This window comes from Burkholderia sp. AU19243, assembly GCF_018148075.1.
Taxonomy (GTDB): Bacteria; Pseudomonadota; Gammaproteobacteria; order Burkholderiales; family Burkholderiaceae; genus Burkholderia; species Burkholderia latens_A.
In genome coordinates, this window is sequence record NZ_JAGSTV010000005.1 from 192,088 (window position 1) to 206,954 (window position 14,867).

A 14,867-nucleotide genomic window follows, 5' to 3' on the forward strand; every position below is an offset into this window, starting at 1 on the left:
GGTGTTCGCGGCGGCGCGGGCTCGATGGCTCAGCGTTTTTTTAGCGGCAACGGCACCACGCTTTTCACGTCACGCAGGCCGGCGGGTTCGGGCGGCAGGTAACCCCAGTCGCCTTGCGAGGCCGCCGCACCGTCCGGTGCCGCGCGTGCTCGATCGCCGGAATGCTCGCGTGCTTCCGGCGGCGAACGGCCGTCGCTGGCGCGGCCGCGTTCGCCGTTCGATTGCGACGCGGGCGACGCCTCCGACGACGGCGGCGTGGGCGCACGGCGCCGATGACGCAGTACCGCATCGGCCACGCGTTCGACATGCGCGATCGTCACCGCGTCGGCGTGCTCGAGTGCCGCGAGCGCGCGCGCGGCGCGCAACATCACGAGATCCGCGCGCAGCCCGTCGACAGCGGCGCCGATGCACAGCGCGCTCACGCGTGCATGAACCGCATCGCCGAAATCCAGCGACGCGAGCCGCGCGCGTGCCGCATCGATCCGCTCGCGCAGTTCGGCCTGCGCGGCCGCATGATGCGCGCGGAACGCATCCGGATCGAGATCGAATGCGAGCCGCGCCTTCACGATCCGCTCGCGCTGTGCGGCGTCGAAGCAGTTCTCGAGTTCGACCATCAAACCGAAGCGGTCGAGCAGTTGCGGGCGCAACTCGCCTTCCTCGGGATTCATCGTGCCGACCAGCACGAAGCGCGCGTCGTGCGCGTGCGACACGCCGTCGCGCTCGACCACGTTCACGCCGCTCGCGGCGACGTCGAGCAGCGTATCGACGAGGCCGTCTGCGAGCAGGTTCACCTCGTCGACATACAGCACGCCGCGATGCGCGCGGGCGAGCAGGCCGGGGCGGAAACGCACGCCGTTGTCGGCGAGCGCATGCGCGAGATCGAGCGTACCGGTGACCTGCTCGTCGCTCGCCGACAGCGGCAGCGTGACGAATTCGCCTTCCGGCAGCAGTTCCGCGAGTGCGCGCGCGGCGGTCGATTTCGCGGTGCCGCGCGGCCCGCTGACGAGCACGCCGCCGAGCGACGGGTCGATCGCCGCGAGCAGCAGCGCCTGCTGCAGCGGCTGCTGTGCGACGAGCGCCGCGAACGGAAATACCGCGCGCGCGCGATGCGTTGTCGGATCGGTCATCGCCGCTTTCCTTCCTGGAGTTGTTCGCTGTCGAGCCAGACCGCTTCGATCCGCTCGCGATAGTCGCCCGGCTGCTGCCACAACCCGCGCTGCATCGCTTCGACGAAGCGTTCGCAGATGCCGTGCAACGCGTTCGGATTGTGGCGTTCGAGGAACGCGCGCGTGTCGGCGTCGAACAGGTACGCGTCGGCAACGAGCGCGTACTGATGATCCGACAACACGCGCGCGGTCGCGTCATAGCCGTACAGGTAATCGACGGTCGCGGCCATTTCGGCGGCCCCCTTGTAGCCGTGGCGCTTCACGCCGTCGAGCCATTTCGGATTCACGACGCGCGAGCGGATCACGCGCGCGATTTCCTCGCGCAGCGTGCGCATCCTCGGCGCGGCCGGATTCGCATGGTCGCCGTGATAAACGCTCGGTTGCCGCCCGGACAGATGGCGCACGGCCGCCGTCATGCCGCCCTGGAACTGGTAATAGTCGTTCGAGTCGAGGATGTCGTGCTCGCGGCTGTCCTGGTTCTGCACGACGACGTCGATCGTCGCGAGCCGCGCGCCGAACACGTCGGGCGCCGCGTCGCCCGCACTGTTCTGCGCGTACGCGTAGCCGCCCCATTGGCGGTACGCGCCGGCGAGATCGGCGTCGGTCTGCCAGCGGCGCTGGTCGATCAGCTCCTGCAGGCCTGCGCCGTAGCTGCCGGGCCGCGCACCGAACACGCGCCAGCCGGCGCGGCGCCGCGCTTCGTCGGGCGCAAGACCTTGCTCGATCCATTTGAGGCGCTCGCGCTCGATGCGCGCCCGGATCGGGTTCAGCTCCTCGGGCTCGTCGAGCGCGGCGACGGCCTGCACCGCCGCGTCGAACAGGTGCATCAGGTTAGGGAACGCGTCGCGGAAGAAGCCCGACACACGCAGCGTCACGTCGATGCGCGGCCGGTCGAAAATCTCGATCGGCAAGATCTCGAAGTCGGTCACGCGATGGCTGCCGTGCGCCCACTTCGGCCGCACGCCGAGCAGCGCGAACGCCTGCGCGATATCGTCGCCGCCAGTGCGCATCGTCGCCGTTCCCCACACCGACAGGCCGATTGCACGCGGATAGTCGCCGTGATCCTGCAGATGGCGCTCGATCAGCTGCTGCGCGGATTTCAGCCCGAGCGACCATGCGGCCTGCGTCGGCACCGCGCGCGTGTCCACCGAATAGAAGTTGCGGCCCGTCGGCAGCACGTCGGGACGGCCGCGCGACGGCGAGCCGCTCGGCCCGGGCGGCACGAAGCGGCCGTCGAGCCCGCGCAGCAACTGGCGCAGCTCCTCGCCGCCGCATGCGTCGAGCGCGGGCATCAGCGTCGTACGCACGCGTTCGATCACTGCAAGCGTGTGCGGCCATTCGCCTTCGGGCGCCGCGCCGCTCGCGACGCCGCCGGCACGATCGCCGTCCGACGCGCACAGGCCATCGAGCCACTGCTGCGCGAGCAGTTCGAGCCGCTCGCGAGTATCGCCCGCATGACGCCACGGCGACGCGTCGAGTGCCTGCAACACGGCCGGCCGCGGCCCCGTCCACGGCGCGGCCCAATCTGCCGCGAGCGGATCGAACGCGTCGCCGAGCGCGAGGTCGCGTGCGAGCGCGCCGATCAGCCCCGCGCGATCGTCCTTGCCGTCGCCGACCGGAAAGCGTGCGAGCGCGAGCAACGTATCGCGCCGCTGCCGACCGGCCGGCGATGCGCCGAACACGTGCAGCCCGTCGCGAATCTGCGCTTCCTTCAATTCGCACAGCCATGCGTCGACGCGCGTGAGCAGCGCATCCTCGTCGCCCGCATCGCGCGGCGGCGACACGCTCAGCTCGTCGTGCAACCGATGCTCGGCGATCGTCGCGAGAATCGTCTTGCGCAGCAGCTTCGCGCGCCGCGCATCGACCATCAATGCTTCATAGTATTCGTCGACCTGCCGCTCGAGATCCTGCAGCGGCCCGTAGTTTTCCGCGCGCGTGAGCGGCGGCATCAGGTGGTCGACGATTACCGCCTGTGCGCGGCGCTTCGCCTGGCTGCCCTCGCCCGGATCGTTGACGATGAACGGATACAGATGCGGCAGCGGCCCGAGCGTCAGATCGGGCCAGCACGCGTCCGACAGTGCGACGCTCTTGCCCGGCAGCCATTCGAGATTGCCGTGCTTGCCGAGATGGATGACAGCATCGATGCCGAACGCATCGCGCAGCCAGAAATAGAATGCGAGATACGCATGCGGGGGCACCAGCTCCGCATCGTGGTAGCTCGCATAGTCGTTGTCGTCGCGCGAGCGCGACGGCTGAATGCCGACGAACACGTTCCCCGCGCGCCAGCCGGCAATCGGAAAGCGCCCGTGCCGCAGTGTCGGATCCGCTTCGGGTGCGCCCCAGCGCGCGTTCAGCGCGTCGCGCACGGCAGCCGGCAGCCGCGCGAAATGCGCGACGTAATCGGTCAGCGCGAAACTCTGGAACGCCGGGCGCAGTGCGCGCTCGGCCGGATCGTTCGTCACGCCTTCGGTGAGCCGCGCGATCAGCGCGTCGCCGTCGGCCGGCAGATCGGCCACCGCATAGCCCGCGTCGCGCAGCGCCGCGAGCACGCGCAGCGCGGACGCCGGCGTATCGAGCCCGACGCCGTTGCCGATTCGCCCGTCGCTTTGCGGATAGTTCGCGAGGATCAGCGCGATCCGCTTGTCGGCATTGTCGAGCGTACGCAACCTGCACCAGCCGCGCGCGAGCGCCGCGACGAACGCAATCCGCTCGGCGTCCGGCTGATAGCGCACGACGTCGACTTCGGTGTGCGGGCAGCGATAGGCGAGCCCCTTGAAACTCACCGCGCGCGTGACGATGCGCCCGTCGACTTCCGGCAGCGCGATGTGCATCGCGATGTCGCGCGCATGCAGCCCCTGGTTGTCGGCCACCCATGCGTCGCGATTGCCGCCGGACAGGATCACCTGAAGCACCGGCGCGTCGCCCGCGAGCACGTCAGGCTCGGGGCTGTCGATCGCTCCGGCCGCGAACGCCGTGGTGTTCAGCACGAGCGCGACGCGCTGCGTGTCGCACAGCTGCGCGATGACTTCTCGGCTCACCGCGTCCTTCAGCGACGTGACGGCGATCGGCAGCGGATTCAGTCCCTCTTGCACGAGTGCATCGGCCAGCGCGTCGAACACGGCCGTATTCGCGGCCTGCCAGTGCGCGCGATAGAACACGATCGCGACGACGGGCGCGCCGGGCGTCCAGCGTGCGCGCCAGTCCTCGACGCTAGCCGGGTCGCGCGCCGGGTGATAGAGCGCGGCGGCCGGCAGCGGCCGCGGCGGCTCGGGTTCGTCGCCGAAGCCGAGCGTATGGAACGCGATGCTTCGCAGCAGCGCTTCCGCGTTGTGCATCCCGCCTTCGCGCAGGTAGCGCCACCACAGCCGGCACAACTGCGGCGCGACCGTGCTCTTCGCGACGAGGTTCGGATCCTCCTGCAGGTCGCCCGAGAACATCGCGAGTTGCTGCCTGCGTTGCGACGCGAGCGACACCGCCTGTTCGATCCCGTACGGCCAGTACGCTTCGCCGCCGAGATGATCGATCACGACCGTCTTCGCGTGACGCAGCACGTCGTCGACGTAGAAGTCGACCGACGCCGGCTGCCGCAGAAACGTGACGTTCGCGAGCCGCACGCTCGGGAACCCTCGCGGCAGCTTCGGCACGATGCTCGCGAGCAGCGACAGCGTCGTGTCGGCCGAGCTCAGGATCACGATGTCGGCCGGCTGCTGGTCGATCCGCACGACACCCTGCGTATCGTCGACGAAGCCGCCCGGCGTGGTGCGCAGCAGGTGCATCGTGCGTCACGCCTGCTGCGTTTGCGCCGCGCACGCGGCGTCGAACGCTCGCTGCAACGCGGCGGCGTCGAGATCTTCGCCGATCAGCACGAAGCGGCTCGCGCGCGGTTCGCCGTCTTGCCAGCGGCGATCGAAATAGCTGTCGAAGCGGCGGCCGACGCCCTGGATCACGAGCCGCATCGGCGCATCGGGCAGCGCGGCGAAGCCTTTCGCACGGTAGATCGTGTGCGTCTCGACCACATGCCGGAGCGCCGCGATCGTCGCATCGCGCGAGCCTGCGTCGCCCGACACCACGACCGAATCGAAATCGTCGTGATGATGGTCGTGATCGCCGTCGTCGGCCGAGCCGTGATGGTCGTGGCGCAGGTGAATCGTTTCCTCCGACGCCGATTCGAGACCGAGCAGCATCGCCAGATCCAGTTCGCCGCGCGTCGCGCGCACGATCTTCACTTGCGGCGGGATCTCGTCGCGGATCGCCGCTTCGATGTCGGCGAATTGCGCGTCGGCGACGAGGTCCGCCTTGTTCACGATCACGAGATCGGCGGACGACAGCTGATCCGCGAACAGCTCGTGCAGCGGCGATTCATGGTCGAGGTTCGGATCGGCGCGACGCTGCGCGTCGACGGCCTGCGGATTCTCCGCGAACTGGCCGCTCGCGGCGGCCGGCCCGTCCACGACGGTCACGACCGCGTCGACCGTGAAGCTGTTGCGGATCGTCGGCCAGTTGAACGCCTGCACGAGCGGCTTCGGCAGCGCGAGGCCCGACGTCTCGATCAGCACGTGATCGATGTCGGCGCGGCGCTCGACGAGCGCTTCCATCACCGGATAGAACTCTTCCTGCACGGTGCAGCACAGGCAGCCGTTTGCGAGTTCGTACAGCTGCCCCGACGCTTCCACCTGCGCGCCGTCCGCGCCCGCGGCGTCGTCGCAGCCGATGCCGCAGCCCTTGAGGATTTCGCCGTCGATGCCGAGTTCGCCGAATTCGTTGACGATCACCGCGATACGGCGGCCTTGCGCGTGCTGGAGGATGTGCCGCATCAGCGTGGTCTTGCCGCTGCCGAGAAAGCCCGTGACGATCGTGACGGGGAGCTTGCGTAGGGTCATGGTAGATCCTGGGTCGAATGAGGGAGTCAGGCCGAGAGCGTCACGTCGATCTCGTCGTAGCGTTTGAGCCGGTAGATCGCGGCCGACACGATCCAGCACGCGACGAACAGGCCGATCACGACGTAGCCGAGCATCCCGAAATGCGATGCGACCATCGTGGAGAACGCCCACACCGGGCCTTCCAGCGACAGCTTGTCGGCGAGCAGCGCGAGCACTTCGATGCCGCCGATCAGCGCGGCGACCAGCACCGACACGAACGTGATCGTCATGTTGTAGTAGATCTTGCGGATCGGCCGCACATACGCCCAGCGATACGCGCCCATCATCAGGATGCCGTCCGTCGTGTCGACGAGCGTCATGCCCGCGGTGAACAGCGCCGGCAGCGCCATCACCGACCAGAACGACATGCCGCCCTGCACCTGCGTCGCCGAAATGCCGAACAGCGCGATTTCGGTCGCGGTATCGAAGCCGAAGCCGAACAGGAAGCCGACCGGATACAGGTGCCAGCTGCGCGACACGAGGCGAAACAGCGGCCGGAACAGGCGCGCGAGCACCCCGCGCCGGTTCATCATCATGTCGAGATCGGCATCGACGATCGCCTCGCCGCGGCGGGCCGCGCGAAACGTCCGGTACACGGAGATCAGGATCAGCAGGTTTGCGGCCGCGAGCACCAGCAGGAAGAATGCCGACACGCTCGTGCTGATCACGCCGCCCCAGGTCTTCATGCTTTCGAAGCGCGCAAGCGACGCCGCAGTCAGCGCAACCGCCACCGACATCACGATCACCACGGTCGAGTGGCCGAGCGAGAAGAACAGGCCCGCGCCGAGCGGGCTGCGGCCTTCCTGCATCAGCTTGCGCGTAACGTTGTCGATCGCGGCGATATGGTCGGCATCGACCGCGTGGCGCAGCCCGAACACGTACGCGAGCAGCGCGGTGCCCAGCAGCACGGGCTGGTCGCGAAACGCGACGAAGGCCCAGATCCACGCGGCGACGTTGAACGTCACGAGCAGCGCGTAGATCGCGACGATTTTGCCGCGCAGCCCGGACGGGCTGTCGTTGAACAGGCGGAAGAACGAGTCGAGCATGATGCTCCTTTGCGAACGGTCGACATGGTGAATGCCAACACGGCTGCCGCGTGCCCTGCCCGCGCCGCCTGCCGCTCGCCGCGCCGGCCCGCGCATGCATGCTGCTGGCGGATCGGCGGACGAAGCGGGAAACGTTCGGACGTCTGGGCGTACTGCGGCCGTGGACGATGCGCCGCCTCCCCGCGGCGCTGAACCCAACGTCCTGGCCGGTATCCGGGCTGACGAACACGCCGCTTCGCCTTCCCGGATGCGCGGCATCCAGTGGCGGTCGTCCGCATGCGGCAGGCATGCGGCGAAGCGGCGCTGCGTCGCGCTGCGCGCGACGCGTTCGCTTACCGTTGCGGGGGCAGCACAGGTTGGCTCGACTGCGGTGCAGGCAGGCTCCCTGTTTCCCGTTTAACTGCGCACGCCGGAGCGGCACGCGCGAGCACCAAAACGCGTGCGAGTGTAGGCGGCGGTGCGGGGAGCGTCAAGGCGCATCGGGCGCCGGCGCGGCGCCCGGCATGGCAGCCCGCCGCGCCGCGGGCCGGCTGCGACGCCCGCGCGGCGGTTCGCGCGGGCCGGACGCTGTGCTATCGTATGCGCCGCGTTCGGTGCTCGCGCCCGCCCTCCGGCGAGCGCAGTTAAACGGGAAACAGGAGGCGGAAAGCCGCCCGGCCTGTGCTGTCCCCGCAACGGTACGCCGCCCGCGCGCCGCGGTTCCCCCGCACGCGCCCAGGCCGCCCGCGATGCCACTGCCCTCCGGGGCGGGAAGGCTGCGGCCTGGCAAGCGGCCAGCCCGGATACCGGCCGACGCAAGGGGCGCGCCAACGGCGCGCCGAACGCCCTGTCCGCGAGGGACGGACAGGGTGCGCATTCCGCCCGCGCGTGCGCGGGTTTCGCCCGATCCGCCATGCCCTGCCTGCCCGCCGGCCGCCGATGTGCCGCTCGCTGTCCCGTTCCCACCGCTACCGCACGGTGCGCGCCGTGCCGCGCCCGATGAGCCGCGCGTGGCTTGTCGGCGCCGGCCCCGGCGACGCCGATCTGCTCACGCTGAAGGCCGTGCGCGCGATCGCCGCGGCCGACGTGCTGCTGGTCGACGATCTCGTGAACCCCGACGTATTGCGCCACGCGCGCGCCGACGCGCGCATCGAACACGTCGGCAAGCGCGGCGGTCATGCGTCGACGCCGCAAGACGCGATCGTCGCCGCGATGCTCGCGCACCTGCGCGCGGGCCGCAGCGTCGCGCGGCTCAAGGGCGGCGACCCGTTCGTGTTCGGCCGCGGCGGCGAAGAATTGCTCGCGCTCGGTGCCGCCGGTTACCCGGTCGAGGTCGTAAACGGCATCACGGCCGGTATCGCCGCACCGGCCGCGCTCGGCATTCCGGTCACGCATCGCGGCGACGCCCAGGGCGTGATCTTCGTCACGGGGCACGGTGCGGGCGCCGACGAACCCGATTGGCGCGCGCTCGCCGCGACGCGAATGACGATCGTGATCTACATGGGCATTCGTCGCCTCGACGCGATCGCGGCGGCGCTGCGCGACGGCGGCATCGCCGGCGACACGCCGTGCGCGGCGATCGAGAATGCGACGCGCGACGGGCAGCGGCACGTGCTCGCGACGCTCGATACGATCGTCGAACGCGTGAGTGCGACCGGCATCGGGTCGCCCGCGATCGTCGTGATCGGCCGCGTTGCCGCGCTCGCCGACGAGCCGGCCGTGCACACCGCGCTCGGCGCGCGTGCATGATGCGCGTCGCGCTCGGCATCGGTTTCCGCGCGAACGCGAGTGCCGCGCAACTCGATGCCGCGATTCGCGCGGCGCTCGCGCAGCATCCGGACGTCGAGCCGGCCATCGTCGCGACGCTCGCCGACAAGGCGCGCGCCCGGGCGCTGCGCACGCTGTGCGCGCGGCGCGGCTGGCCGCTCGTCGCATTCGACGCGGCGCAGCTCGCGCTGTGCGCGTCACCCGCGTTGAGCCGCCCGTCGGCCGCCGCCGTTGCGCGCTTCGGCGTGACCGGCGTGGCCGAGCCGTGCGCGCAGCTCGCGGCGCCGGCCGGCCGGCTGCTCGGCCCCAAATCCATCGTGGGCGGCGTGACGGTCGCGCTCGCCGGCCCGCTCTGAACTTTTGTTTCGCTTTCGACAGGACGACTCCGATGAAGACCGATGCCGAATCCCATCAGCGGATGACCGAGCGCCGCCGCGCCGGCCATGAAAAAAAACAGGCGGCCGCCACTCAGGAAAAGGGCCTGCTGATCGTCAACACCGGCAACGGCAAGGGCAAGAGCACGGCCGCGTTCGGGATGGCCGTGCGCGTGCTCGGCCACGGGATGCGCCTCGGCGTCGTGCAGTTCATCAAGGGCGCGCTGCACACGTCCGAGCGCGACTTCCTCGGCGCGCTTGCGCAATGCGACTTCGTGACGATGGGCGACGGCTACACGTGGAATACGCAGAACCGCGACGCCGACATCGCGACCGCACGCAAGGGCTGGGACGAGGCGCGCCGGATGATCGAAAGCGGCGAGTACCGGATGGTGATCCTCGACGAGCTGAACACCGTGCTGAAGTATGAATACCTGCCGCTCGACGAGGTGCTCGCGACGCTGGTCGCGAGACCGGCGTCGGTGCACGTCGTCGTCACCGGCAGGCATGCGCCCGATGCGCTGATCGACGCGGCCGACCTCGTCACCGAGATGCGGCTCGTCAAGCATCCGTACAAGGAACAAGGCGTGAAAGCACAGCCCGGCGTGGAGTTCTGACCGATGCCGGCCTGCCCCGCGCTGTTCGTGAGCGCGCCCGCGTCCGGCCAGGGCAAGACGTCGATCACGGCCGGCCTCGCGCGGCTGCACCGCCGGCTCGGCCGCCGCGTGCGCGTGTTCAAGACCGGGCCGGACTTTCTCGATCCGATGCTGCTCGAACGCGCAAGCGGCGCGCCCGTGCATGCGCTCGATCTCGGAATGGTCGGTGAAGCCGGCTGCCGCTCGCTCCTTGCCGACGCCGCATACGACGCGGACCTGATCCTGATCGAAGGCGTGATGGGGCTGTTCGACGGCACGCCGAGCAGCGCCGACCTCGCGGTCGCATTCGGCGTGCCGGTCGTCGCGGTCATTTCCGCGAAGGCGATGGCGCAGACGTTCGCGGCGATCGCGTTCGGGCTTGCGCGGTTCCGGCCGGGCCTGCCGTTTCACGGCGTGCTGGCGAACCGCGTCGGCTCGCCGCGCCATGTGCAGCTGTTGCAGCAGGCGTTACCCGGCGACTTGCGCTGGCTCGGGCACGTGCCGGCCGATGCGGGGATCGCGCTGCCGGAACGGCATCTCGGCCTGCACCAGCCGGCCGACATCGCCGACCTCGATGCGCGGCTCGAGCGCGCGGCAGATGTGCTCGCCGGGACGGCGCTCGCCGACTTGCCCCCCGCCGTCACGTTCGCCGAACCGGACGTTGCCGCGCCGCTGCCGCGCGCGCTCGCCGGCAAGCGGATCGCGATCGCGCGGGATGCGGCGTTCTCGTTCATCTATCCGGCGAATCTCGCGCTGCTGGACGCCCTCGGCGCTCGGTTGCAGTTCTTTTCGCCGCTGGCGGACGAGCCCGTGCCCGCCGATTGCGATGCGCTGTTCGTACCCGGCGGGTACCCGGAGCTGCATGCAGCGACGCTCGCGGCGAATGCCGTGACCGCGCGCACGATCCGCGCGCACGCGGCCGCTGGCCGGCCGATCGTCGCGGAATGCGGCGGGATGGTGTACCTGTGCGAATCGCTAGCCGACGCGGATGGCGTGACGACCAAGATGCTCGGGCTGCTGCCGGGCCATGCGACGATGCAGCGCCGGTTCGCGGCGTTGGGGATGCAACAGCTGGAGACGCGCACCGGAACGATGCGCGGTCATACGTTTCATTATTCGCGGCTCGATACGCCGCTGGCGCCGGTGGCGACCGCCGCGCGGCCGGATGGCGAACCGGGCAGCGGCGAAGCCGTATATCGCTCGGGCGCGATCGTCGCGACGTACATGCACATGTACTGGCCGTCGAATCCGCACGCAGCGGCGGCGCTGTTCGGCGGGGGCGCGTTCTAGGTTCGGCGCGTCACACCGGAATCGCGAGACCGCTGATGCGCGATCGCTTGACGCGCTGCCAGCGATGACGAATGCCCGCTCGATGTCGATGCGACGATGCGACGATGCGGAACGCGGACCACACGTTCGCCGTCACTCGCCGTCACACCAGAAACGCCTCCGCGAGCTTCACCCAGTACGATGCGCCGGTCGGCAGCGCCGCGTCGTTGAAGTCGTAGCCGGGGTTGTGCACCATGCAGCCGCCCTCCCCGTCGCCGTTGCCGATGATCAGGTAGCAGCCCGGCCGCGTCTCGAGCAGGAACGCGAAATCCTCGCTGCCGGTGAGCGGCACCATCCCGTCGATCAGGTTCGCTTCGCCGGCCCATTCGCGCGCGACGCCGCGGGCGAACTCGGTCATCCGCTCATCGTTGACGAGCACCGGGTAGCGGCGCTGATAGTCGATCGTCGCGGTCGCGCCGAATACCGCCGCCTGCGCATGGACGACTTCCTTGATGCGCGTCTCCAGCAGATCGCGCACGTCCGGCTTCAGCGCGCGAACGGACAGGCGCATCTGCGCGCGATCGGGAATCACGTTCGGTGCATCGCCTGCATGGATCGCGCCGACCGTAACGATCGCCATGTCGAGCGGCGACACGTTGCGCGACACGATCGTCTGCAGCGCGATGACGATCTGCGCGCATACGACGACCGGGTCGATCGCCTTGTGCGGCACCGCACCGTGGCCGCCGCGACCCTGCACGTCGACGATCACGGTGTCCGACGACGCCATGAACGGCCCCGGCAGGAAGCCGAATTTGCCGGTCGGGAAGCCCGGCATGTTGTGCATCGCGAAGATCGCATCGCACGGGAATTGCTCGAACAGCCCGTCGTCGAGCATTTTCTTCGCGCCGCCGAGGCCCTCCTCGGCCGGCTGGAAAATCAGGTTCAGCGTGCCGGAAAAGCATCGCTCGCGCGCAAGGTGCTTCGCGGCGGCGAGCAGCATCGCCGTATGGCCGTCGTGGCCGCACGCGTGCATCTTGCCGGGGATCGTGCTCTGGTACGGAAGACCGGTCGACTCGTGGATCGGCAGCGCGTCCATGTCGGCGCGCAGGCCGAGGCGCCGCGCGCCGTCGCCGACCTTCAACTGCGCGACCACGCCCGTGCCGCCGAGCCCGCGATGCACGCTATAGCCCCACGCTTGCAGTTGCCCGGCAACGAGGTCGCTCGTCGCGAATTCCTCGAAGCCAAGCTCCGGATGGGCATGAATGCGGCGCCGGATCTGGATCATTTCGTCGGCAAGGCCTGCGGGGATCACGCTGTGCGTCACGGTGACGTCTCCTGTTGCGGGGGATGTGCTGGGAAGGATAGTCCGGCGCGCGGCAACCGGACAGACATAAAGTCGTCGCGGCAGCAACCTGGAGTTGCCGGTCGAGCTTGGTCAGGGCGCAAAAGGATTCGCCGCGCACCTGTCGTGCGTCCGGACGAGCGCCGTGCCGGCTCCGCCTGCGTGACACTATGGGTTCGGTCGCGAATGGGGGACGGAGGAATCATTGATTGAGGCTACGGGAAACAGAATAGTCGCTTTTCATCAACGGGTTGGGTGCATTTGTTCATTTTTTGACGGTTGTACATTTTTTGTGTACGCTGGCAATAAAGTGAACAAGCGAACCGCTCCGATGCCCGACAACGTCACTCTTCCGATAGCGGAACAGCATGTGCTGGACGAAGCATGCGCCGCGTTCGAACGCGCGACGCGCCGCTTCAGCGCACGGCCCGTGCGCGTGCCGGCCGCATACCGGGCGCACGCCGACGCGATGGTCCGTTTCCGTATTGCCGGGCAGACGTTCGAGATGCCGGCGGCCGTGAGCGTCGGCGTCGAATCGGTGCAGGACGCGCGCGCGGCGCTGCGCCGGCACGGCAGTGCGCCCGCGCCCGGCGAGCGGCCGCTGATGCTGGTCGCGCCGTACGTGTCGGCCCAACTGGCGGCCCGGCTCGCCGATGAAGGCATCCCGTTCGTCGACACCGCCGGCAACGCGTGCCTGCTCCAGCCGGAAGCCACCGTGATGATCTCCGGCCGGCCGAAACCGGCCCGCATGCCGCGCCGGCAGGCGTCCCGCGCCACGACGCCGAAGGGACTCGCCGTGATGTTCGCGCTCGCGACGCAACCGGGCCTCGTCGCGCAACCGTACCGCGCGATCGCGGCCGCGTCCGGCGTCGCGCTCGGCACGGTCAACCTCGCGATGGACGATCTGATCGCGCGCGGCCTCGTCGCGCAACGGCGCAACGGCGAACGGCTGATGTCCGACTGGCCGCGCTTCGTGCAGGAATGGGCCGCGCTGTACCCGAGCCGACTGCGCGCGAAACTGCCTGCCCGGCGGTTTGCGGCGCTCGCACCCGACTGGTGGCGCGGCTTCGATTTCGCCGCGTTCGATGCACGCCTCGGCGGCGAAGCGGCGGCCGATCTGCTCACGCACGACCTCAAGCCGGCCGCGATCACCGTCTATACGCACGGCGCCGCATCGAACCGCTTGCTGCTCCAGGCGCGCCTGCGCCCGGACGCGCACGGCGACGTCGAATTGCTCGAAGCGTTCTGGCCGGCGTCGCCGGCACTCGACTGGCGCGAGCACGACGTGCCGCTCGCGCCGCCGCTGTTGATCTACGCGGATCTCGTCTCGTCCGGAGACAGCCGCAATCTTGCCGCCGCCGAACGAATCCATGAACGATACCTCGCCCACCCGCCCGCTTGAAATCGACGCGCGCCGGCCGCTCGAGCCGGCGGCGGTCGCGCTGCTGCAGGCGCTCGGCGCGGCGTGCGCACGACTCGACGCGGCATTCGTCGTTGCCGGCGCGACCGCGCGCGACATCCTGATGTGGCACGTCCACGGCATTCGCCCGGTGCGGGCGACGCGGGACGTCGACGTCGCGGTGTGCGCGGTCAGCTGGCCGTTTCATCAACGGCTCGTCGATGCGCTCGTCGCGACCGGGCAATTCACCCGCGCGCCGAAGCATCAGCAAAAACTGCTGTTCGACAGCGGCGCGCCGGGTTTTCGCACCGAACTCGACCTGGTGCCGTTCGGGCCGCTCGAAACGCCGCCCGGCGAAATCGCATGGCCGCCGGGCGGCGAGTTCGTGCTGAACGTGCTGGGGTTTCAGGAAGCGGTCGATACGGCGCTCGCCGTGTCGATCGGCGGCGGCGTCACGGTGCCGGTGGCGAGCCTGCCGGCGCTCGCGCTGCTGAAGCTGCTCGCGTGGAAGGACCGGCGCGCGCGCCAGAACAGCGACGCGTACGACTTGCTGTTCCTGCTCACGTATTTTCACGATGCAGGCAATCGCGAGCGCATCTGGGACGCCGCGCCTGACCTGCTCGAACGACACGACTTCCAGCCGGCACTCGCGGCAGCGGCCCTGCTCGCGCGCGACGCGAAACGGATCGCGTCGCCGCACACGCACGATGCAATACACGCGCTGCTGTCGGACGACGCGACTTACGCAACGCTCGCGCAGGATCTGCAGGCGCGCGCGTTCGCGCTGTTGCCGGGTGAATTCAATGACGACGCCGACCGGTATCTCGATGCGTTCCGCGGCGGCTTCCTCGCGGATCGGCCCGATCGCCGGGAATGACATGCTGCCGCGCGACGGTCGTGCCGTCGCGCATGCGCTCCCTCACGCCAAAGCCGCCCGGTCTTCGACTGGGTGACCGGCGCGGCCCCGG

General features: G+C 69.6%; 11 protein-coding genes and 2 riboswitches. Of the genes, 6 read left to right on the forward strand and 5 right to left on the reverse strand.

From position 1 onward, the window contains the following. Window positions 1-29: 29 nt before the first annotated feature. Genes KDW55_RS12215 through KDW55_RS12230 form a run of 4 tightly spaced genes read right to left on the reverse strand, consistent with a single transcriptional unit; the run spans window position 30 to window position 7,131 of the window. Complete coding sequence (locus KDW55_RS12215) at window positions 30-1,127, reverse strand: ATP-binding protein (protein WP_209821055.1); 1,098 nt, start codon at window positions 1,125-1,127, stop codon at window positions 30-32. Next, window positions 1,124-4,942: a cobaltochelatase subunit CobN gene (cobN, locus tag KDW55_RS12220; RefSeq protein ID WP_212160632.1), complete on the reverse strand. Its 3,819-nt coding sequence runs from the start codon at window positions 4,940-4,942 to the stop codon at window positions 1,124-1,126. The genes KDW55_RS12215 and cobN overlap by 4 nt, the downstream gene beginning before the upstream one ends. A gap of 6 nt (window positions 4,943-4,948) precedes the next feature. After that, complete coding sequence (gene cobW, locus KDW55_RS12225) at window positions 4,949-6,046, reverse strand: cobalamin biosynthesis protein CobW (protein ID WP_040144181.1); 1,098 nt, start codon at window positions 6,044-6,046, stop codon at window positions 4,949-4,951. Between the two features lie 26 nt (window positions 6,047-6,072). After that, window positions 6,073-7,131, reverse strand: a complete 1,059-nt coding sequence (locus tag KDW55_RS12230; RefSeq protein WP_040144180.1) for a HoxN/HupN/NixA family nickel/cobalt transporter — start codon at window positions 7,129-7,131, stop codon at window positions 6,073-6,075. 186 nt (window positions 7,132-7,317) lie between these two features. After that, window positions 7,318-7,581: riboswitch (cobalamin riboswitch) on the reverse strand. A gap of 173 nt (window positions 7,582-7,754) precedes the next feature. Beyond that, window positions 7,755-7,919, forward strand: a riboswitch (cobalamin riboswitch). Window positions 7,920-8,109: 190 nt separating this feature from the next. Between KDW55_RS12230 and cobA the strand changes: the two genes are divergently transcribed. Genes cobA through KDW55_RS12250 form a run of 4 tightly spaced genes read left to right on the forward strand, consistent with a single transcriptional unit; the run spans window position 8,110 to window position 11,176 of the window. Further along, the gene (gene cobA / locus KDW55_RS12235; RefSeq protein ID WP_212160634.1) at window positions 8,110-8,859 is read left to right on the forward strand and encodes a uroporphyrinogen-III C-methyltransferase; all 750 of its coding nucleotides are present in this window, start codon (window positions 8,110-8,112) and stop codon (window positions 8,857-8,859) included. After that, window positions 8,856-9,233, forward strand: coding sequence for a cobalamin biosynthesis protein (locus KDW55_RS12240; protein WP_069241390.1), 378 nt, complete (start codon window positions 8,856-8,858; stop codon window positions 9,231-9,233). The genes cobA and KDW55_RS12240 overlap by 4 nt, the downstream gene beginning before the upstream one ends. Window positions 9,234-9,265: 32 nt before the next feature. Beyond that, the gene (cobO, locus tag KDW55_RS12245) at window positions 9,266-9,868 is read left to right on the forward strand and encodes a cob(I)yrinic acid a,c-diamide adenosyltransferase (protein ID WP_040144178.1); all 603 of its coding nucleotides are present in this window, start codon (window positions 9,266-9,268) and stop codon (window positions 9,866-9,868) included. A 3-nt stretch (window positions 9,869-9,871) separates the two neighbouring features. Then, window positions 9,872-11,176: a cobyrinate a,c-diamide synthase gene (locus tag KDW55_RS12250; protein WP_212160635.1), complete on the forward strand. Its 1,305-nt coding sequence runs from the start codon at window positions 9,872-9,874 to the stop codon at window positions 11,174-11,176. A gap of 142 nt (window positions 11,177-11,318) precedes the next feature. Here the strand turns inward: KDW55_RS12250 and KDW55_RS12255 are convergent, their stop codons facing one another. Then, the gene (locus tag KDW55_RS12255; protein WP_212160636.1) at window positions 11,319-12,482 is read right to left on the reverse strand and encodes a M20 aminoacylase family protein; all 1,164 of its coding nucleotides are present in this window, start codon (window positions 12,480-12,482) and stop codon (window positions 11,319-11,321) included. A 349-nt stretch (window positions 12,483-12,831) separates the two neighbouring features. Between KDW55_RS12255 and KDW55_RS12260 the strand changes: the two genes are divergently transcribed. Together KDW55_RS12260 and KDW55_RS12265 are read left to right on the forward strand one after the other, a co-directional pair. Next, window positions 12,832-13,902, forward strand: coding sequence for a type IV toxin-antitoxin system AbiEi family antitoxin (locus KDW55_RS12260; RefSeq protein ID WP_212160637.1), 1,071 nt, complete (start codon window positions 12,832-12,834; stop codon window positions 13,900-13,902). Then, window positions 13,871-14,776, forward strand: a complete 906-nt coding sequence (locus KDW55_RS12265) for a nucleotidyl transferase AbiEii/AbiGii toxin family protein (protein WP_212148652.1) — start codon at window positions 13,871-13,873, stop codon at window positions 14,774-14,776. Before KDW55_RS12260 ends, KDW55_RS12265 begins: the two co-directional genes overlap by 32 nt. The last annotated feature ends 91 nt before the right edge of the window (window positions 14,777-14,867 follow it).